Annotated in this window: 19 protein-coding genes; 10 read left to right on the plus strand and 9 right to left on the minus strand. The window is 56.0% G+C overall.

The genetic code is table 11. From position 1 onward, the window contains the following. Positions 1-61 precede the first annotated feature (61 nt). The 5 genes from QY316_12085 to QY316_12105 are packed head-to-tail and all read left to right on the plus strand — an operon-like array spanning position 62 to position 4,891. A complete protein-coding gene (locus QY316_12085) occupies positions 62-670 on the plus strand; it encodes an acyltransferase (protein ID WKZ32635.1) in 609 nt (202 codons plus the stop codon). 21 nt (positions 671-691) lie between these two features. Then, positions 692-1,513, plus strand: a complete 822-nt coding sequence (locus QY316_12090) for a class I SAM-dependent methyltransferase (protein ID WKZ32636.1) — start codon at positions 692-694, stop codon at positions 1,511-1,513. Between the two features lie 43 nt (positions 1,514-1,556). Further along, entirely contained in the window at positions 1,557-2,693 is a 1,137-nt protein-coding gene (locus tag QY316_12095; GenBank protein WKZ32637.1) for a glycosyltransferase family 4 protein, read from the plus strand. Between the two features lie 5 nt (positions 2,694-2,698). Further along, positions 2,699-3,673 carry a glycosyltransferase gene (locus QY316_12100; protein WKZ32638.1) on the plus strand — a complete coding sequence of 325 codons (975 nt, stop codon included), beginning with the start codon at positions 2,699-2,701 and terminating at the stop codon, positions 3,671-3,673. Between the two features lie 21 nt (positions 3,674-3,694). Next, on the plus strand, positions 3,695-4,891 hold the full coding sequence (locus QY316_12105) for a glycosyltransferase (protein ID WKZ32639.1): 1,197 nt from the start codon (positions 3,695-3,697) through the stop codon (positions 4,889-4,891). On the opposite strand, the gene QY316_12110 is transcribed toward QY316_12105, so the two are convergent. The 3 genes from QY316_12110 to QY316_12120 all read right to left on the minus strand — a co-directional run bounded on the left by QY316_12110 (position 4,859) and on the right by QY316_12120 (position 6,975). Then, complete coding sequence (locus QY316_12110) at positions 4,859-5,752, minus strand: heparin lyase I family protein (GenBank protein WKZ32640.1); 894 nt, start codon at positions 5,750-5,752, stop codon at positions 4,859-4,861. The genes QY316_12105 and QY316_12110 overlap by 33 nt on opposite strands. A 2-nt stretch (positions 5,753-5,754) precedes the next feature. Continuing rightward, positions 5,755-6,522 (minus strand): hypothetical protein, encoded by a 768-nt coding sequence (locus QY316_12115; protein ID WKZ32641.1) that lies wholly within the window; start codon positions 6,520-6,522, stop codon positions 5,755-5,757. Positions 6,523-6,591: 69 nt separating this feature from the next. Next, positions 6,592-6,975 (minus strand): hypothetical protein, encoded by a 384-nt coding sequence (locus QY316_12120; protein ID WKZ32642.1) that lies wholly within the window; start codon positions 6,973-6,975, stop codon positions 6,592-6,594. A gap of 92 nt (positions 6,976-7,067) precedes the next feature. Here QY316_12120 and prsK point away from each other — a divergent pair, with 92 nt between their 5' ends. From prsK to QY316_12140, 4 genes are all read left to right on the plus strand, one after another. Continuing rightward, positions 7,068-9,173 carry a PEP-CTERM system histidine kinase PrsK gene (gene prsK / locus QY316_12125; protein ID WKZ32643.1) on the plus strand — a complete coding sequence of 702 codons (2,106 nt, stop codon included), beginning with the start codon at positions 7,068-7,070 and terminating at the stop codon, positions 9,171-9,173. A gap of 15 nt (positions 9,174-9,188) precedes the next feature. Beyond that, positions 9,189-10,556: a PEP-CTERM-box response regulator transcription factor gene (gene prsR / locus QY316_12130; protein WKZ32644.1), complete on the plus strand. Its 1,368-nt coding sequence runs from the start codon at positions 9,189-9,191 to the stop codon at positions 10,554-10,556. Beyond that, positions 10,556-11,878, plus strand: coding sequence for a nucleotide sugar dehydrogenase (locus QY316_12135; protein WKZ32645.1), 1,323 nt, complete (start codon positions 10,556-10,558; stop codon positions 11,876-11,878). Before prsR ends, QY316_12135 begins: the two co-directional genes overlap by 1 nt. Positions 11,879-12,049: 171 nt before the next feature. After that, positions 12,050-13,006, plus strand: a complete 957-nt coding sequence (locus QY316_12140) for an SDR family oxidoreductase (protein WKZ32646.1) — start codon at positions 12,050-12,052, stop codon at positions 13,004-13,006. A 23-nt stretch (positions 13,007-13,029) separates the two neighbouring features. Here the strand turns inward: QY316_12140 and QY316_12145 are convergent, their stop codons facing one another. Further along, on the minus strand, positions 13,030-13,794 hold the full coding sequence (locus tag QY316_12145; GenBank protein WKZ32647.1) for a choice-of-anchor N protein: 765 nt from the start codon (positions 13,792-13,794) through the stop codon (positions 13,030-13,032). Between the two features lie 307 nt (positions 13,795-14,101). On the opposite strand from QY316_12145, the gene QY316_12150 reads away from it, so the two are divergent. Further along, complete coding sequence (locus tag QY316_12150) at positions 14,102-16,381, plus strand: tetratricopeptide repeat protein (GenBank protein WKZ32648.1); 2,280 nt, start codon at positions 14,102-14,104, stop codon at positions 16,379-16,381. Between the two features lie 152 nt (positions 16,382-16,533). Here the strand turns inward: QY316_12150 and QY316_12155 are convergent, their stop codons facing one another. The 5 genes from QY316_12155 to gspL all read right to left on the minus strand — a co-directional run bounded on the left by QY316_12155 (position 16,534) and on the right by gspL (position 20,600). Next, positions 16,534-16,842, minus strand: coding sequence for a PilZ domain-containing protein (locus QY316_12155; GenBank protein WKZ32649.1), 309 nt, complete (start codon positions 16,840-16,842; stop codon positions 16,534-16,536). Positions 16,843-16,928: 86 nt separating this feature from the next. Beyond that, positions 16,929-17,675, minus strand: a complete 747-nt coding sequence (locus QY316_12160; GenBank protein WKZ32650.1) for a choice-of-anchor N protein — start codon at positions 17,673-17,675, stop codon at positions 16,929-16,931. 272 nt (positions 17,676-17,947) lie between these two features. Next, on the minus strand, positions 17,948-18,532 hold the full coding sequence (cysC, locus tag QY316_12165; GenBank protein ID WKZ32651.1) for an adenylyl-sulfate kinase: 585 nt from the start codon (positions 18,530-18,532) through the stop codon (positions 17,948-17,950). A 218-nt stretch (positions 18,533-18,750) separates the two neighbouring features. Further along, the gene (locus QY316_12170; GenBank protein ID WKZ32652.1) at positions 18,751-19,287 is read right to left on the minus strand and encodes a hypothetical protein; all 537 of its coding nucleotides are present in this window, start codon (positions 19,285-19,287) and stop codon (positions 18,751-18,753) included. Beyond that, positions 19,284-20,600, minus strand: a complete 1,317-nt coding sequence (gene gspL / locus QY316_12175) for a type II secretion system protein GspL (GenBank protein WKZ32653.1) — start codon at positions 20,598-20,600, stop codon at positions 19,284-19,286. The genes QY316_12170 and gspL overlap by 4 nt, the downstream gene beginning before the upstream one ends. Positions 20,601-20,721 lie beyond the last annotated feature (121 nt).

A 20,721-nucleotide genomic window follows, 5' to 3' on the forward strand; every position in this document is an offset into this window, starting at 1 on the left:
AAAGGAAAACCTGTTCTACGCCTTTTTGAACAGGACATATTATTTCATGAAAGGGGCTCGCATGCCGCTGCCTCTTTTCCTTTACAGGGCCATGTACGCCGCCTTAAGGATGTGCTCTGCCGCGCTCTGGTGGCTAGCGAAGGTCCTCTGGCTCGAACCGGTCTTCCGCTCGCAATGCGAGGAATGCGGCAGGAACCTGCAAATGGGGCATTTCCTGCCATATCTTCTCGGGAGCGGCGCTATCCGGCTCGGCGACAATAACCGCCTTAACGGGAAGGTCAACATTTACTTCTCAAACAGGTATTTTGAACGACCCGATCTCAAGATCGGCAGCAATTGCTCGCTTGGACACCTTTTAAACCTGAACATAGCGCAAAGCATCGCCATAGGCGACAACGTAAGGATCGGCAGCCTTGTCTCAATTACCGACTCGGACGGACATCCCGTCGACAAGGTCGCACGCCGCACGCAGCCTTTCCCAAAGGAGGCGATAAGGCCTATCATCATCGGGAACGACGTGTGGATCGGACGCTCGGTCACCATCCTTAAGGGCGTGGTGATAGGCGACGGGGCCATAATCGGCGCAGGCTCGGTCGTGACCAGGGATATTCCCCCGGACTGCATCGCGGGCGGCAATCCTGCCAGGGAGATCAGAAAGCTGAACCAATAGCCAGGCGCACCGGGAGCTCGAATGAACAAACCAAAGAAAGAACATGTAAAAAGCGTAAAGACCTTCCTGTCCGGCAGGCAGATCCATGACCAATGGAGGGCGCACTTCAGAAATAGCGAAAACGAGCGCTTCTACGAGCTGGTCTTTGACAGGCTCGCTGAAATCCTGCCAAAGGGGAAGGATGCGGTCATTCTGGATGCGGGCTGCGGCTCCTGCGCGCACACGGTCCGCCTGGCAAGGCGAGGTTTTTCGGTATGCGCGGTCGATTTTTCAGATGCCGCGCTCAAGATGGCGAGAAAGCACCTTTGGGACCTTGACGCAGGCCGCAGGATCAAGCTCTGCCAGGAGGACCTGCTTTCGATGTCGTTTGAAGACGGCAGATTCGACTCGGCATTATGCTGGGGTGTGCTGATGCACATACCCGAGGTAGAAAAGGCGATTGCCGAGCTTTCGCGAGTCGTTAAAAAGGGCGGGCTCATCATAATAAGCGAGGGCAACATGCATTCCCTTCAATCACTCGCCCTCGGGTGGCTGAAGAAGCTGGCCAAAAAGGAACGCTGCGAAATAAGCAGGCGCAAGAGCGGAATGGAACACTGGAGCTCGGGGGAGAAGGGCCAGATGCTTACGAGGCATGCAGATTGCGCATGGCTCGTTTCGGAATTCAAAAGGAACGGATGCGCCCTGGAGAGCCGTTGCGCAGGCCAGTTCACAGAACTCTATAACAGGTTCGAATCAAGGCCTGTAAGACGGCTGATACACGGCTTCAACAACGTATGGTTCCGCCGGATAAAGGCCCCAGGCCCGGCCTTCGGGAACCTCTTTGTCTTCAGAAAAGAGCAGTAGCTTCTCACGTAACGCCTCAACAGAAAACACCCCTGCCAGCTGCGTGCAGAATACGAAAAGTAAAATAAACCTGCTGATCTTAAATTCGTCTCTTCATTACGGCGGCTCTGAGACGGTAATCGCGAATCTTTGCAGACACCTTGACAGGGGGCTTTTCAATGTTTCCGCGAGTTTCCTCAAATTCAAGGGTAAGGTCGGTGAGGAGCTTGAATGCGACGGATACGAGGTCATAGGACCGACAGCTCCGAAGAGGTCCATTTCAAGGTATATGACCTTCTACGACCTCTTGCGGACCATCCGCAGAAAGAAGGTCGACATAGTCCACAGCCATTGCACCCATTCCCTGATGGACTCCTCGATCTGCAGGCTACTCTGTCCTGGCATTAAGACCGCGCATACTTTCCATTTCGGCAACTACCCGTTCTATAACAAGAAATATATGCGCTTTGAAAAATTCTTCAGCCGCGGAACAGACTCCCTGGTTGCGGTCGCGGACTTCCAGAGGGAACGGTTAAGGGAGGCCTACGGCATTCAGGATGCGCGCATCAGGACCATATGGAACGGGGTCGCGCCGGTACCACCCGGCCGTATAGACATCCCATTTCCTCCGGGCAGCCTGATAATCGGCAGCATAGGGAACCTTATCGAGCAGAAGGGCTATATCGAGCTCCTCCAGGTCGCGCTCTGCCTCAAGAAAGCCGGGGCAAGGGCGAAGTTTGTCGTGATTGGCGGCGGGCCGATGCACGAATCTCTTATTGCAGAACGAGGCCGGCTCCAGCTCGCGGACACGGTCCACTTCCAAGGCTATCTTGAGAACGCCGCGTCGCGGGCCCTTCCGTCATTCGATATCTTTTTCATGCCTTCCCGCTGGGAGGCGATGCCTGTAGCGCTCCTCGAGGCGATGTGCGCCGGAAAACCCATCGTGGCGACCGATGTCAGCGACAACCCGAGGATAATCGAGCACGGCCGCACGGGCCTGCTCGTGAAAAAAGGCGCCCCACTCGAAATGCAAAGCGCGCTTGAGAGGCTCATAGGGGAACCGGCGCTCCGGCAGAAGATGGGCGCGGAGGCCAGAAAGGATTACGAGCGCCGGTTCACAGTTTCCAGGATGATACGCTCTTACGAGGAGCTGTACATGTCCCTGATGGATTCTCGGGGCAGCGCTCGCGCAAGGGGTTGAGCGCCATGCCCGAGCCAGTCCGCGCCTTTATCAGCTTCATAGTCCCGGCCTTGAACGAGGAGAGGAACATCGGCAGGTCCATCGACTCTATCGAGGGCTGTCTTAAGCCCGGCGGGAAGCTCACTGCCGTATCGGATTACGAAATTATCGTGGTCGACAACGGGTCTACCGACCGGACCCGCGAGATATGCCTTGCGAAGGGGGCCAGGTTCCTTTCCCATCCAGGGCTCACGGTCGGAGCGCTAAGGAATACCGGCGCAGAAGCGGCGAAGGGAGAGGTGCTTGTCTTTATCGATGCAGACGTGTCCCTGACGCCAGGCTGGTCGTCGAGGCTTCCGGCACTAATCAGGTTTCTGGAAGAAAAGCCGCTTACGGTCACAGGTTCACGCGTCAAATCTGACGATTCCGCCTCATATTCGATAAGACAATGGTTTTCCATCGGGAAAGGTGCGGCCCAGGCGAACTATATCAACAGCGGACACATGATAATCAGAAAGGACGTATTCACGTCTTTGGGCGGGTTCAACCAGGCCCTAGTCTCGGGCGAAGATTCGGAGCTCTGCCAGAGGGCAGCCCATTCGGGAATTTCGATAACCCCTCTCGACGGGCTTGATGCGATTCACAACGAGGCGCCAGCGAGCCTGTTTGAGTTCTTCAAAAGAGAGCGCTGGCACGGGTACGGGGACTACCAGAGCTTCAGTAATTTCAGGAAATCCAGGCCGGCGATGATGGCGGCCCTGAACGTGCTCGCAATTCTTTCCCTCTCGACGATTTTCCTCATCTACATGGAACCGAGCGCGCTCATAGTCTATTTTTTCATACTAACCGGCCTCTCCGCATTATCTGGGCTTCACAGGAACAAGTTCCGGATCGACCGTAAATTCCCGGTCTTTATATACATGTACATGGTCTATATAACCGCGCGTAGCCTGTCCCTGTTTGATTTCCTGCTCGGGTTGAGCCCAGGGCGCTGGAGATGAACGGGATAGCGGCTCTCTGAGATGACCAGGCACATACTGCATCTGATAGACACCAGTACGCTCTCCGGCCCTGGTAAGACCATTTATAACTCATGCAGGTTTGAGGACGGGTCCAGGTATGTCAAATCCGTTTCCGTTTTCACGAGCGGCGCGGTAAACGACTACGTCTCCTTTCTGAGGAAATCCGGCATAACCGCGATAGAACTGGCAGAAAACAGGGCGAACCTCCCGAAGCTATTTACATACATACCCGCTGCGCTCGAGTTGAGGAGGATCATAAGGGAGAGGAACGTCGACCTTCTACACGCCCACGGCTACAAGGCCGATATACTGGGTCTCCTTGCAAGCCGTATGAGCGGCATAAAAATAGTTACCACCCTCCACGGCTACATCGAGAATACCAGGAGCGCGGCCGTTTACAACCGCCTCTCCCTGGAGGCGGCTAAAAGGATGGACGCCCTCATAGCCGTATCCCGGGCCATGAGGGACCGGCTACTTGAAAAGGGCGTGCCCGACTCGAAGATAAGCGTAATCCACAACGCGATAGTCTCAGGGGATTATCCGAGGCTTGCCAAATCGGAAGGCCTCATCCGGGAATACGGGATTGACGGCATCTTCCCTGTCATAGGTTCCATAGGCCGCATAAGCCCGGAGAAAGGCCAGCGCGTCCTCTGCGATGCGTTCAGGAAGATAATCACAGTTTTTCCCAACGCCCGCTTGCTCCTCATAGGCGACGGCCCCGATGCCGCGCTGCTTAAAGGTGAATTCCCGGACCTGGACGGCAGGCTCGTAATCACCGGGCACGTAAAAAATATAAAGGAATACATAAGCGTCCTGGACCTCCATGTGCTTGCAAGCTATACCGAAGGGCTGCCTAACGTTGTGCTTGAGACCTCGTGCATGGGCAAGGCAAACGTTGCCACTGACGTAGGTGGGACTTCAGAATGCCTCATCAACGGCAAAACGGGCATCCTTGTCAGGCCGGGAGAAAGCGCCGCGCTCGCGGAGGCCGCACTCAAAGTGCTCAAGGACCCTCGCATGCGCTCTGAATTCGAAAAAAACGCCTTTGAGTTCATCCGGAAGGAGTTTGATTTCACAAGGCGGGTGGAAAAGATGCACTCGCTTTACGACAGGGTCTTTTCAGGGGGCAATGCCTGCGCCCTGCCGCGGCAGGGCGGAACGGGTTCAATATCTGGAAAGCATGAGGCGCAGGTTTAAGGGGCTTGACGGGCGCCTTTCACCGATATAGCTTGTGCTCAGGATGATGTCGTCGTAATACATCGCCTGGTCCTGGGGGGCGCCTGAATTAAGGTAATGCGAGAGCATCACGAAGTTTATCCCGAATGCCGTATTGGTGCCGAAATCCCCTTCCTTCGGCACTCTGTAGAGGACCTGGTCGTAATAGGATATCTTCTGGCCGTCTATCCACATCTCGAAGACTCCCGTGGGCTGGGAGCCGGCGTTCAAGCTGATGTGGATTTCCATGGTGTACCATCTACCAGTCTCGATCGTGTAGCGATTTGAAACGGAGTAACCCGAGATATTGGGAGAAAGAGGAAACCACTGCCCGGTTGCCGCTTTCTTGTTATTGCCTTCCACGTTGAAATACCCCGAGCTACCCGAGTTCCCGGCGTGCAGGGTGATATAGTTGGCCACCCAGGGGTTGCAGCAGACATTATCATGCCTCACGTCGTCCTGAGTGCCGATTATGACTATCTTGTTGTTCCCCGCGCTGAAGTCGTACCCAGGGCTGTACCTGAGCTTGAATTGTATGTAGATGTCCTGATAGCTGCTGTTATTGGAATCGAGGGACTCAGGACTGTCACCGAAGAGCATGGTCGCATACGACCCGTTCTGCCCGGCTTCGAACCTGTGCATGAGCGCATAGCTGCCGCTTGCTTTCTCGGCGCCCTGGATGGAATAGCTTGGGTTCCCGTAGATGCTGCCGTAGCTGCTTCCTGAAAAACCGGGGACGCTTTCTCCTGACTCGAAACCCTCGAAATGGAATATGGCGCCGTTAGCGTGCGTGCAGAATGCAAGAACGATGAAAAGAAAGGTTAAAATCGGTGGTAATTTCATTCTCATGGCGCCAATCTGATGTTCCTGGGCGGGGAGGGCACCCCTATCGGGCCTATGTAGTGGTCTGCTATCACTATCTCATCGAATTGCATGTACATGTCGTTCTGGGCAGTCCCGTTCCTGTACCCGAATGTGATATAGCTTACCTCCGAGTCACCGGCGTTGAACGGATTGAGGTCAAGCACAAGCGTCCCGTTATGCCATACCTGCACCCTGCCGCTAGACGGAGACGCCAAGTTCCTGTAGCTCCTCAGCTCTATGCAGTGCCATCTGCCGTCATTCCGTATGTCCACTCCGGTATCGTGCCACTGGTCGAGTGTGTAGATGAGCGCTTTTAAACTGGCGACGCTCTCGCTCTCTGAATTCAAATTGAGGAACATCCTCCCCCCGGCATTGTAGTTCTCTGCATCCACCTCGAGTATCAGGGACTTGTAATAGACATTGTCCGTCGCGAACTTCCACGAAGGCTCGAATTTGACATAGTACCTGATGTAGACGTTGTCACGGGACGGCATCATCGAAAGGTCGACGTTAAACCCGCAGTACTGCTGGGAGGCGCCCTGCGGTATCATGCACCGGAAGGCGTAATTTCCGCCTCCGGAGAGGTCCGAGGCCACAATGGAGTTCCTCGACGGGTTATGCTCGTAGCCGACCTGCGATGTGTCGCCTGTTTCGAAATCGATCGCGTACTCGAATGCCGGCGTCTCATCCGGCCATGCCGATGCGAGAAGCAGTAACAGTGCGGAGAAAATGAGGGTTTTGACTTTCAAATCGCGCCTCCTTGGGCCGGCTCGGCTTTTTTGCCAAATGAGATTTAAGAAGATGCCTGATGACCTCTGCTACTCGGCCGCAATGACCAATTCATCGGAAAAATTGCTTTCGAGCCCTTCGGTATCATAGATCGTTACCGCGACATACATGTCGGAGTCCGAGGGAATATCCTCGATGGTCAGGCTGGTCGCCCCCCCTACATCGACAATGGTATTGTAATTCCCGGACTCCGCTCCGTAATGGACCCTGTATCCGCCTATTTCCTCGTTGCTCAAGGCCGTCCCGTTTTGACGGGTATCCGGCGGGTCCCAGGCCACATCGACGGACCTGAACGGCTCTTCTCCGCTGCCAGCCGACCCGCCGCCTTCGCCGCCCCCTCCTCCGCAGCCCAAAACGAGGAAGAGGAGCAAGAGGAGCGGGCAGGCTTTTATCATGAATTTAAGAACCTTCATACATTCACCTTTTGACCTTTTTATAGCATTTCCGGCGTTTTTGTTCAGTAATTTTTGTCACATGGAATTGTCCCTGAGGCTCGATTGAAAACATGATAACCATGCCGTTCATATTAACGGCCATTAGCGCAGCCGTGTGCGCCGGGCTGGGCGTTTTCACCCTTTTGAGAAACCCGCGCCACCTGGCCAACATCGGGTTCGCTTCGGGCATGGCCTGCCTTGCAGTAATCGAGGCCGGGAGCGCAATCGCGCACCTGTCCACGGGTTGGGGCTGGTATGCCGGCACGAGGCTTAATATCATAGGCCAGGCCATGCTCCCGGCGTCCTGGCTCCTTTTTTCATTGGTATTCGCGAGGGCTAACCACAGGGAAATCCTCTCCAAATGGATATCGGCTCTTATTCTGTTAACTTTAGTATCCGCGGTCTTTGCCTATCTCGCAGGCTCTCCGGGCTTCATAGAGTATCTCCCGCCGGAACCCGACCGCGCACCTGCCCTTTTTTCCGCGCCGTTGTACTCTCTCGGTCCCGCGGGCAAATACTTATATATCTTCATGCTCCTCGGGCTTGTGCTTAATCTCGTGCACCTTGAGAACACGCTTAAGTCCTCGTCCGGGCAGAAGAGATGGCAGATAAAATACATAATTTTCGGCGTGGGCGGGACGTTGGCGTTCTATGTATTTCTTTCGAGCCAGGCGCTCCTTTTTTCGGCCATAAACGCGGAGATGCTGGTTCTGGCCTCGGTCATAACCCTCATAACCGTTTCCATGACCGCTGTCTTCATAGTGAGGCACAGGCAGCTCGAAGTCGACATATTCGTGTCGAGGTACGTGGTATACGGCTCATTCACCGTCCTCGTCGTAGGCCTGTACCTTATCGGCATGGGTGTCGTAATAAGGGTTATACGCCACCTGGACATCCCGCTCGGCTTTTTCTTCACCGCGCTCTTCGTCTTCGTGTCGCTCCTCTTCCTTGCGCTCCTCCTTTTCACGTCCTTTCTGAGGAGAAAGGTCCAGCTCTTCATAAACAGGCATTTTTACAGCCACAAATACGAGTTCCGGGACAAGTGGATGGAGACCATCGAGAAAATCAGCTCGAAAAGGAGCATCGGCGAGATAACATCCACGCTTACCGAGCTCATATCAGAGACGACCGGCGCCAGGGGCGTGCATCTCTGGCTTCTCGACCCTGTCACCGGCAGATATGTGAATACCGCGCCCGGCCAGGAAAAGGGCCCGGGGCAGATAGGGAACGCCCACCCCATCCCGGTGCGCATAAAAACCGATAAAGACCCCTTCTTTTTATCCGAAATACCTGATATGGGCCCTAGCCTCGCTGCCTGGCCCGAGGCGGTCCTTTGCGCGCCGCTTGTCGCTGACGAAGAGCCGGTCGGGTTCGCCCTCCTGGGGAGCGATATCTCAGGGGAAAAGTACCGTCAGGACGACTTCGACATATTAAAGGCCATGACCACGCAGGCGGCGGTCCAGATAAAGAACATACGTCTCGACCAGGACGTCATGGGCCTTAAGGCGATGGAGGGGTTCAGCAAGGCATCGGCTTTCATAATGCACGACCTTAAAAACCTCACGAACACCCTTTCCCTGGTCAGCCAGAACGCCAGGCACAACATGAACGACCCCTCGTTCCAGAAGGACGCGATCAACACCATAGACGCCACTGTCGGCAGGATGAAGACCGTCATAGAGCGGCTCTCGGCCTCCAGCGAAGGTCTGGTAATAAGGCCGAGGGAAACTGACCTGCGGACCGTCGTAAACGGCGCCATCGGGAAGCTCGCCCTCACGGAGAAGAAAGACGTCGGATTGAGCATCAGTCTCGATAGAGCGCCTGTCGTTACGATTGACCCGGAAGTAATGGAAATGGTATTCCTGAACCTCCTCTCGAACGCGTTTGACTCGATAGAAGGCAGCGGCGAGGTCTCCGTAAGCTCCGAGCCCGTAAAGGGCGGCGTACTCATAACGGTCTCTGATACGGGGAGCGGCATGCGGCCGGAGTTCGTAAGGGAATCCCTCTTCAGGCCGTTCATGACGACGAAAAGGAACGGTTTCGGAATAGGCCTGTACCAGTGCAAGAACATAATCGAGGCCCACGGCGGGACCGTCGACGTGGAGAGCGCCCCTGGCGCGGGTACCGCCTTCAGGATACTCTTCCCGGGCGGGACTGAAGCGCGGACGCTGGCCTGAGGCTTTTTTATTGAAATGGGAAATCCGAGATTACTGATAATAGACGATGACGAGCACATCCGGACCCAGATGAAATGGGCCCTTGTGCAGGACTACGACGTATGCCTCGCAAGGGACGGCGAGCAGGCGATGGAGGCCCTCCAGGGCGGGACATTCCCGCTCATATTGCTGGACCTGGGCCTTCCCCCGGACCCCGAGGGAACCTCCGAGGGGCTCCGCCTTCTCGGAAGCATACTGGGCCAGGACCCGGCTTCGAAGGTCATAGTGCTCACCGGCAACCCCGACCGCTCTGCCGCGCTCTCCGCAGTGTCCCTGGGCGCGCACGATTTCTTCACGAAGCCCATAGACCTCGAGGAGCTCAAGCACACCCTCAGGCGGGCCCATTACGTACACACCCTTGAGGCCGAATACAAGACCCTCCAGGCGCAGCCCGCGGCCCATGTTTTCGGCGGGGTCACCGGGACGAGCGGCAGGATGCAGGAGATATTCTCGACCATAAGAAAAGTAGCCGACAAGGACGTCCCCGTGCTCATTACGGGAGAGAGCGGCACCGGAAAAGAGATCATCGCCCGCGCGATACACAGCCACAGCTCGCGCTTGAAAATGCCGTTTGTGGCCATAAACTGCGGCGCCATACCCGAAAACCTCATGGAGACCGAGCTCTTCGGCCACGAAAAGGGGGCCTTTACCGGCGCGCACGCGAAAAAGGCGGGCAGGATAGAGCTAGCTCAGGGCGGCACTCTCTTCCTGGACGAAATAGGAGAATTGCCGCTCCAGCTCCAGGTGAAGCTCCTGCGCTTCCTGCAGGACCACAGCATAGAGAAGGTCGGCGGGGGCGAGCCCGTTCAAGTGGACCTGCGGGTCATAGCGGCCACGAACAGGGACCTTACGGCCCTCATAAAGGAAGGCCGGTTCAGGGAAGACCTCTACTACAGGCTCGCGGTAGTCTCCATCGAGGTCCCGCCGCTCAGGGAACGCGGCGAGGACATGGTGCTCCTTGCAAGGACGTTCCTTGGGAAGTATTCGGAACCGTCCTCGGCTGAGCCGAAACTCCTCAGCAGGGACGCCCTGGACGCCATCCTCGCGTATGACTGGCCGGGAAACGTGAGGGAGATGGAGAACAGGGTGCGGAGGGCTCTTGCGCTCTCTGAGGGTCCGGTCGTGACTTCCTCTGACCTCGGGTTTGCGGAAAAGGAGCAGCCGCAGACCCTCGATTTGAGGAAAGCCAGGGAAAACCTCGATGTAAAGCTCATCTGCACCGCCATTTCCATGCACAACGGCAATATAAGCAAGGCGGCAGAGGAGCTTGGCCTCAGCAGGCCCACCCTCCACCAGCTTGTAAAGAAATACAATATTACTACGAAGCTTGAAAGGAGCAATTGATGTCGCGAAATTTCACGAAGCTCGCAGGCTTGATAAAAGACAAGAAGGCCCGCGTAGGGATTATCGGGCTGGGCTATGTGGGGCTGCCGATAGTGCTCCGTTTCTGCGACGTGGGGTACAGGGTCACCGGCTTCGACGTCGACCCTGAAAAGGTCCGGCTTTTGAGAAAAGGCAAGTCTTATATAAAGCATCTCCCTTCGGGCCTCATATCCAGGCTGGTAAAGGGCAGAAATCCCTCTTTCAAGGCCACGACCGACATGTCGGAGCTTGCCGGGATGGACGCCGTCATAATATGCGTGCCCACCCCGCTCTCTGACAAGCGCGAGCCCGACCTCTCTTATGTAGAATCCACGGGCGCCGAAATAGCCAAACATCTCAGGCCGGGCCAGCTCGTCTCCCTCGAATCTACTACCTATCCCGGGACGACCAGCGAACTCCTCCTTCCCATGCTCGAGGCGGGCGGGCTACGGGCGGGCAAGGACTTTTTCCTCGTCTTTTCGCCCGAAAGGGAGGACCCCGGCAGGGTGGACTTCACCATAAAGACCACCCCCAAGATAGTCGGCGGCATAACCGCGAAATGCTCTGAGCTCGGCTCTGCCCTGTACTCCAAGATTGTCGACAGGGTTGTGCCCGTCTCCTCCACCCAGGTCGCTGAGATGACCAAGCTCCTCGAGAACATCTACAGGAGCGTCAATATCGCTATGGTGAACGAATTGAAGATGCTCTGCCACAGGATGGATATAAACATCTGGGAGGTAATCGAGGCTTCCAAGACCAAGCCCTTCGGCTTCCAGGCCTTTTACCCTGGCCCGGGCCTGGGCGGGCACTGCATACCCATAGACCCCTTTTATCTTACCTGGAAGGCCAGGGAGTACGACTTCTCGACCCGGTTCATAGAGCTTGCCGGGGAGATCAACTCCAACATGCCCTACTACGTAGTCACTAGGGTAATGGAGGCGCTCAACGAGCGAGGAAAGAGCCTCAAGGGGTCGAAACTCCTGGTCCTCGGCATCGCATACAAGAAGGACGTGGACGACCTGAGGGAGTCGCCGTCTTTAGAGCTCATCAGGATACTCAGGGAGAAAGGGGCGGAGGTCGACTATAACGACCCGTACCTCCCGCTGGCGGTCAGCCACAGAAGGCACTTCAGGATGCGTTCGACCCCGCTTACGGAGGCGAATATCGGCAAGTACGACTGCGTGCTCATAGCGACCGACCATTCGTGCTACGATTACAGGTGGATAGCGAAAAAGAGCCGGCTCGTGGTGGACACGAGGAACGCTATGGCCGGACTTAAGAGGCGGAATATAATAAAGGCCTAGCAGGTGTTGAAAACACCTGACAAGCAATCCACGATGGATTGCCAAATTGCGAAGACTAATCCAAGTCAGGCGATTTGTGAGGCCTGGACGGATTCATTCCGGCCAGGCCGTGGTTGAAAAAGTCCAGGAAGGACTTTTTCGAAATCCTGATAGGCATGGAAGGGGGCTTTGATGCTCAGGTTCATGGTAACAGGCGGCGCGGGCTTCATAGGCTCGAACCTCTCGGAGACGCTCCTCGATAAGGGCCATTCCGTAACCGTATTCGATAACCTCGCGACCGGCAGGGAGGAAAACCTCTCCGGCATCATGGGCCGGCTGGATTTCATACGGGGGGACATACGCGATATGGCGGCGCTTGAGGCAGCCATGAAGGGTATGGATTACGTTATCCACCTTGCGGCCCTCGGCTCCGTGCCCCGTTCCATAGAGGACCCGGCGACCACGCACGAGGTGAACGCCACGGGGACGCTCAATGTCCTTAACGCCGCGAGGGCGGCGAAGGTCAAACGGGTCGTATGCGCCTCTTCCTCCTCGGTTTACGGCGATACCGCCGTGCTCCCGAAGGAGGAACAGATGGCCCCCTCGCCCCTTTCGCCCTATGCCGTCTCGAAGATAACCGGCGAGTACTACTGCAAGGCTTTCCACAGGGTATACGGGCTCGAGACCGTGGCCCTGAGGTACTTCAACGTATACGGCAGGAGGCAGGATCCGAATTCGCAGTACGCAGCCGTTATACCGAGGTTCGTGGACGCGATGCTCCGCGGCAAAAGCCCGGTAATCTACGGCGACGGCGAGCAGTCAAGGGACTTCACTTTCGTGGACGACTGCAACCAGGCCAACATAAAGGCATGCTTCGCCGGCGGCGCCGAGGGCATGCACTTCAACGTGGGCTACGGGAGCAAGGTTAGCATAAACGACCTTTTCAGGAAGATACGCGACTCGCTGGGCTCAACGGTGGAGCCAACCTACGCCCCGCCCAGGAAGGGAGACGTAAGGGACTCCCTTGCCGCCATTTCAAGGGCCAGGGAGGTCCTCGGGTATGAGCCGGAAAACGGCATAGACGAAGGCATAAGGAAGACGGTCCGGTGGTATCTTGAGAGCTACGGAAAGCTTACGGGTGAGAGGTGACACGCCCTGCGTGCCGGAGAGGGTCAGCTCTTTTTCCTTCTGAGGCGGCCGTGCAGATAGGCTCCGACAAGTCCGCTCCCGAGGAGTATGAGGGTGCCTGGCTCCGGGACCCTCCTGGATTCAGCGTCATGTGAAAATTTGGCGAACATTGTAATGTCCACGTCATCGCCGGTTTTTTTCACCTTGCTGTTATAAAAGTCGAAATGTATAACATACTCAGGGTCCAGAAGCCTCGTGTCTATAGAGAACGCCGCGTAGTACATTTCGCCGTCCAGGTAAGTCTTGAATCCGTCCATGGCCCTGTACATAGTGTCATATACCTGAGTCATTTCATCTTCATTGAAATAGAACCCATACTCGTAGAAGTAGGTCGGAAAGACCTCGTGTTGTTCCAGGTCTCCGGTGTCCCAATCGTTTGTCTCAGCCAGGTTCAGATATGTTTCGTCAATTGGCGGGGTACCGTATGTCATATCCGATGTGACGTTTATGGTGGTTCCGTTTATTGTGAACGAGCCCAGGCTCGCACCCTCATCGGAATACTCGAGTGACGGCAGTACGGCTATAGAAAGGTAAAACGAATCCGAAATATCATTATATCTGCTCGGATTGAGATATGCATACAATGTGAAAACATCGTCGTTTGCTACGATGGTCTTTGTGCTGTAATCGTAGCTGCCTCCCTCGATATCGAGCTGAAGGGCCGGAAGGGCCCGGCTCGTGGAAGGCGTCAGCGCCACAACCGAAGCGGCCAGCACGGCTAATACTATATACTTGAGCTTGGCGAACATGTGTATTGGCTCCATTTCAGGACTTATGATGTCATTACAACAAAGCAACATTTGTGCCAAGGCCATTCACGGCAAAAAAAGCTTGTGCGTTCAGGGCTTTAGTGAGTCCTTGCATCGCAATTACGAAAAGATGTAAAACAACCTGACAGGTTCGGGGCAATATCGACGTGATTGCCCAATCCTGTTCTCTTGTTTTTTCAGCAACTTAAACGTCTGCACCCTAAACGGTGTAAGGAACTTTTACAGTGAAGCCGTGCAAGGTGCCGTGAGAGCTTCGGCTAAATTTCGCCATCCAAGGAGAATTCAGATGCTATCAGCGCTCAGAGTTGTTTTCCCGCTCATCCTGGCTTTTTCGTTCCTGTCTTGCGGGCTGGGAGCTGACAGGAAATTCGAAAACCACATGCGGAAGGGAAAGGCGAGCATGGAGGCCGCAAAATACAGGGAAGCCGTCCTTGAATTCAAGAACGCCTCAAAGGCAAACCCTGATAGCGCGGAGGCGCGCTATCTTCTTGGGACGGCCCTCATGTCCTCAGGCGGGGCCCAGAACATGCAGCTCGCGTACAGGGAATTCGGCGCCGCGGCAGACCTTGACCCGGGGCTCATGGACGCGCAGCTTAAAATGGGTGAGTTCATGCTTCTTTTGCGTGATTTCGATGGCGCCAGGGAAAAGGCCCGGCTCGTCCTTGGAGCGGAACCTGAAAGGTTCGAGGCGAAGATGCTCCTTTCCGGCGCGCTGGCGGCAGGCGGCGACCATGCATCGGCGCTCTCGATACTCGACGAGCTTATCGCGTCGAGGCCTGGCGATATGAAGACGTACATGGCCGCGGCATCCATCCACATGTCAAGAAAAGACCTGAGGAGGGCCGAGGCGGTACTGAGGAGGGCAGTCGAGGCCGATTCCGGCTCCCTGGAGGCCCGCATCGCCCTGGCAGATATTTACCTCGGGCAGGGGAAGAGGGACGAGGCCCAGGCTGAGATGGAAAAGGCGGTGGAACTCAACATGGAGAGCCAGGACGCTCTTCTGGCCCTCGGCTCGTTTTACCATGCCACAGGCAGGCCGGGCGAGGCTGAAAACACCTTCAATTCCGCCATTCGTCTAAAGCCTGAAAGCCCGAAAGGCTATATCGCGCTTTCGGATTTCCTGGCCGCTTCGGGCAGGAAACCGGAAGAGGCGGCCGAGGTCCTGGAAAAAGGCATACAGAAGAGCGGCGACCTGGCCCTGAGGAAAAAGCTTTCGGCCCTGAGGATAGATACGGGCGCCCTCAAAGAGGCAGGGGAGGAGATCGAATCCATACTTGAAAAGAGCCCGAGGGACCACGAAGGGCTATTTCTAAGGGGCAAGCTCCTACTTGCCAAGCGGGATTTCCAGGGCGCGATAGGCGACCTCAAGGCCTCTTTGAAGGCAAACCCCCTCTCCGCGCAGGCCCATTTCGCTCTTGGGCTCGCGTATCAGGCGGACGGGAACGCGCAGACGGCCAAAACCGAGTTCCTCGAGGCACTCAGGATTGCACCGGGGCTTTCCGCCGCGAGGCTTGCGCTCGCCGCAGCCTATCTGGGCTCCGACGAGCTTCGCCTCGCCGCCGAGGAGGCTCAAAAAGTCCTCGCGAAGAGCCCCGACCACCCTGGTGCGAACCTCCTCATGGGGGACATTTCCTTAAAAGAGAAGAAGTATAAAGAGGCAACGGTCTTTTTCAGAAAAACCATCAAATCGGCCCCGGCGGACGCAAGGGGGCATGTCCGTCTCGGCATGGCGCTTGAGCTCCTCGGCGAGCGCAAGGCAGCGCTTGACGCTTTCGAACGCGCGTACGCGAAAGACCCGAGACTGCTGAATGTGCTATCAATGATAACCTCGATCCATATTGCCGAAAAGAACGCGGGCAAGGCCCTGGCCAGGGTCGGCTCGGAGCTTGAGAGATATCCGGACAACCCCCACTTGCACCATCTGCTTGGCCGCCTTTACATGCTCACGAAGGATTCAAGCAGAGCGGAAGACCATTTCAAGAAAACGCTCCGGCTCAAAAGCGACCTTATTGCAGTTTACCTGGACCTGGGAAGCCTGTACGCGCTCAGGGGCTCGCTGGACGAGGCTGTCAGGCAATACAATGAGGCCGTGCGTCTGGACCCGGACCTCGTCTCCGGGCACATGATGCTGGCGGTGCTCCATGAAAAAGAAGGTCGGAAAAAAGAGGCGGTCGCGAGCTATAAAAAAGCCCTGGAAATAAACCCTTCGTTCGTGCCTGCGGCAAATAACCTGGCATGGCTGTATGCCGAGGGGGAGGGGAATATCGACGTAGCCTTATCGCTGGCCGAGACGGCGAAATCGCTGGCGCCTGAAGACCCGAACGTGTCGGACACCCTGGGCTGGATATATTACAAGAAGGGGGTCTACATGAAGGCCATTTCGCTTCTCAGGGAAAGCGCGGAAAAAGAGCCGGATAATCCCGTGATCAGATATCACCTCGGCATGGCTTACCATAAGAAAGGGGATGCCGCGCTTGCTGAAAGGGAATTGAAAAAGGCCCTGGGCCTTAAAGGCGATTTTCAGGGCTCGGAAGAGGCAAGAGAGGTGCTTGGGAATCTCAAATGAACGAATGAACCGGGGTTTGTGACTATCCTGGAGAGAAAATCCCGCGAGCAATGCCCCGGAATCCCGGAAAAGCCGACAAAAAAAACCGTCCAGCAAACTGGACGGTTTTTTTATTATAGCAGGAGAGCCAGCAAAAAAACGCCGACCTCCCTTTAGACGAATTTCAGCCCGGCCCTAGCAGGCCCCCCTCCAAAGCTGGTCTTCCAGACTACGATTGCCTTTGCCTGCAGGTCAAAATCATCGACCGCGACCCTGAAGGTATCTCCCACCGGTATATCGTCCATTGCGAGGACGCCTATCCCGCGCTCGCATATGTCAACTACCTTGGCCCTTATGCTTCCCTTTTCAGCGGTGAGGACGCACTCCTTGGCCACCCTTGCCCTTATGTCCTTCCTTTTATCCCGCCCCTCGGATTTGCCTTCGAAGCCGCAGTAAGGGCACCTGGCAGAAGTTGAATACAAAGCCGTATAGAAGGCGCTTTTGCACCTGGGACAATCATGTAATTCCATTATTACCCGAGGCTGAAATTAATGCGACTTGAAGCCTGTCAGCTCCTCTTTTTTCTCATGCGGCCGTGCACATAGAAGCCTACGAGGCCGCTTCCGAGGAGTATGAGGGTGCCGGGCTCAGGCACCTTCCTTGAAGACTCCGCATCGTGCGAGAACGGGGCAAACATGGAGATATCGATGTCGCCACCCCTTTTAACCTTCGTGTTGTAAAGGTCGAAGTGGAGGACATAGTCGGAGGCAAGCCGGGTGGTGTCGATTGAGAATGAAACGTAATACATGAGGCCGTTTTCAGTGTCGATTGTCCCTGTGATAGCCCGGTCCTGGGTATTGTACCTGGCGGTAGTGTCGTTCCCGTCGAACTGGAACTCGTGCTCGTAGAAGTAGGTCGGGAAAACGCCGTGGGGCGCCAGGTCGCCTCCGTCGAAGGTGTTATAGTACTCCTCGACTGGCGGGGTCCCGTAATACATGTCAGAAGTTACATTGTAGCTTGTCCCGTTGAGGCTGAAAGACCCCAGGTCAAAGCCGGCCGGGTCATACTCGAGCGACGGCAGGACAGCGACCGAGAGATAGAACGAATCGCTCAAGAGGTTATAGTTATTTGTGCTCAGGAAGGCGTAAAGCGTGAAGGGGTCGGAGTTGGCCACTATAGTCTCTGTTGTGAAATCATAGCTCCCCCCTTCTATATCGAGCTGCAGGGCAGGGACCGCATGGCTTACGGTCGGCTTGAACCCCAGCATCAGAACGGCGGCCACGGCCAGCATGGAATATTTTATCTTGGCAAGCATGTTCTTCCCCCTTTTAGATGACTCCACGTTAGCTTTTAGTAATAAGCAACCGCCGTGCCAATCAGTCCTTTCTTCCAAAATTAAAACAATTTCAAGCCGTTACAAAAAGGAGGGCGCTTCCGCATAGGATATATGTAAAACAAGCTGACAGAAGCACGGGGCCGAGCAATGTATTTTGCAAGATTTTTTTTAAAAATTTCAAGGCCTTATACCTTGAACGCCGCAGCGGCTGTAAAGAAAGCTTACACGGACTCCAAAGTAATCTCCGCCCCTCACTCCGCATGCGCACGACAGGATGATAGCCAATCCTCTGGAATAAAACCTTTACCTGCGAGATGCTTGAGGATAAGCCCTACTCCCTCTTCGGTCGTCAGCTGGTCCGTCCGTATATGAACTTCAGGATTGTGAGGGGCCTCATATGGGTCGTCAATACCAGTGAACTGTTTTATCTCGCCCTTGCGTGCTTTCGCGTACAGGCCCTTTACGTCCCTTTCCTCGCAGACCTCGACCGGACAATCCACAAAGACCTCGATAAAGGCGCCCGCCCCGCCGGCGTGCTCTATCATCTTTCTCACCTCACTCCTCACCTCCCTATATGGCGAGATGGCCGAGACCAGGTTCGGGACCCTGTGCTTCGTAAGTAGGTGCGCTACCCAGCCTATCCTCCTGATGTTCGTATCCCTGTCCTCCTTGGTAAAACCGAGCCCCTTTGAAAGGTGCGTCCTTACGATGTCGCCGTCAAGTATCTCTATATTGGTGATGCCGTTTTCCTGAAGCTTGTGGTGAAGGAGGTTTGAAAGCGTCGTCTTGCCCGCGCCTGAAAGCCCCGTGAACCAAATCGTATAACCCCGCTGCATAAAACCTCCTCGCTTTGTTTATTTCAGATGAATGTATGCCGCTTTCGACCAGCCTTGCGCGCAACTCCCGGTGAGATCAACCGGGCTTGAAGACCATGCTTCAGACTTCCCGCTCACTGCCATACCGTCCCCATACCGTCCCATGATAAGTCTTATCGCAGAGCCAGTCCAGCTCCGTCTTCGCACCTTACTCCTTTGAAGGCCTTGCACCTCGACACCTAAGCACCCGGCTTCTTCCTGACATGAGAAAGTCTCATGTCGACGTCATAAAGCTCCGGGGCGTCGAACCTCGTCTTCATCGAGAACTCCCTCGTTACGACGAGCGCGCCACCCCTCTCAAGGTGATGCAGGAGGTTCACCAGCTGGTTCAGGTCAACCCTTTCGAGCTTGACCTCGATCCCTGCTTCGGTGTAGCCGAGTGTTTCTTTCTCTCCGGCCTGCTTTATGGATACTATCGAAGACCTTGCACCGACCGCATCAGCGGCGCGCTCTATGACGGCAATGGCCGGCTGGTCTACTTTTGCATGGGCCTTTCTCAAAGCTTCCTCTATCCCGGCCTTTTTTCCGAGATACGCGGCCTCGAGCGCCCGGAAGCTCGAAAGCTCCTCTTTTTTCAAGGCTGCCTGCCTCTTTACCGCCGAATACCTCTCTATAGAGGCAAGCGCGCCGCCCATTGCGGCCACGAGGACCAGCACCGCGAGCGCGAGAGCGGGCCTTTGCCTGAGCCGCATGACTATATCCGCCGTCCCGGTCACTCGCCGCCCTCCTTCATAGAGAGTGTGAATATTGCCCCTCCGCCGGCCTTTGCCTTGAGGTCCGTAAGGAGCACTTCCTTGAACGCGCCGTTCTTCGAGAGCGCGTCCTTAAGCCCGTTCGCCGCCTCGAACGAGGCCGCCTCCCCCTTTGCGCTTATCCTCTCCTCCCCGACATGGAGCTCGTTTATGACTATCCCCGCACCCTTCGGCGCAGTGGCGGCGAGCCTCCTCATTACCTCGGCGGGCCGCACGCCTCCGAGGACGCGGGCCTCGCCGTCAATGAGCTTCATCTTCACTTCCATCTGGTAGAGCTCGTCAGATGCGCCGCCCTCCCCGGGGAAAAGGCCCAGATACGCCGACCTGAGGGCGCTCCTGTAGGAAGCTAGCTCGTCCGATGCGGCAAGGTATCTAATATAGAGGTCCGATATTCCCAAAATCGAGATGAGAGCGCACAGGAAAAGCGTTGCCCTCAGCTTTTTTCTTGCGGCGCTTTTCTCCTTCGTGTACTCGAACTCCCCGCGCCTTAAGTCCAGGGCAGACCCCGGAAGCCGCCTCCCCCTTGCCGTTAGAGAGAGGGCGTAGATTGCCGCCATCCCCTCCATGCCTTCGGGCAGGCCTCCTTCCCGTACTTCCATATCAGGCATCGCGAGCTCACCGGGGCCGAACCCTATCGAATAGGCCCTGTCTATCGTAACCCCGCCGGAGCCCAATAGCTCGATATTGAGCCTCAGGGAATCTGTCCCGTTATAGGCATTGAGGAAAACGAGCCTACCCCCTTCTGAAACGGAAAAAAACTCGGGGGTCACAAGGGCGGCGTACCCGCCCTCCTTCGAGAGCCTTTCCATGAGGGCCGGGGCCGCAAATGCCGCGGGGCCGGCCCAGCGCGGGTCCAGGCCAAGCCCGTTGAGCTCGGAAAGGCACTCTTTCAGAAGCGCCTTTTCAATGCCAACGGCAATTGCCCTGCCGCCTCCGAGCGGCAGGTTGTCGAATACGAACCCCTCCGCGTCAGACGGCAGAGAGCCCGCAAGCTCGAAGGGTAGTATCCCGTTTATCTTTTCGCGGTCCTCGAACGGGACCTCAACGACCCTTATGCTTAAGAGCGCAGGGGAAAAGCTAAGGAAAAGAGCTCCTTTCAAGGCCCCTCCACCGGGGCCCTTCTGGAGGGCCGATACAAGTCGGGAGAGCGCGTCCCTCCTGCCTCCCGCCTGCGTAAAATGCTCGGAAGCCGAGGCCGCCCTCTCGCCAGGGGCGCTAAAGACGCAGCCCCTTACAGATCCGGGCGCGATCTCGATTATCGCGAACTGGTCTTTCACCTATTATGGCCCTCTCTATAAGGATGTTGAAGAAACCCTTCCCGGACTTTTCAACCACGGCTTGTCCGGAATGAACCCGTCCAAGCCCCACTGCCCGGCTTGACAGTCTTCGCAATTTGGC

Source organism: Thermodesulfobacteriota bacterium, assembly GCA_030583865.1.
Lineage (GTDB): Bacteria > Desulfobacterota > GWC2-55-46 > GWC2-55-46 > GWC2-55-46 > UBA5799.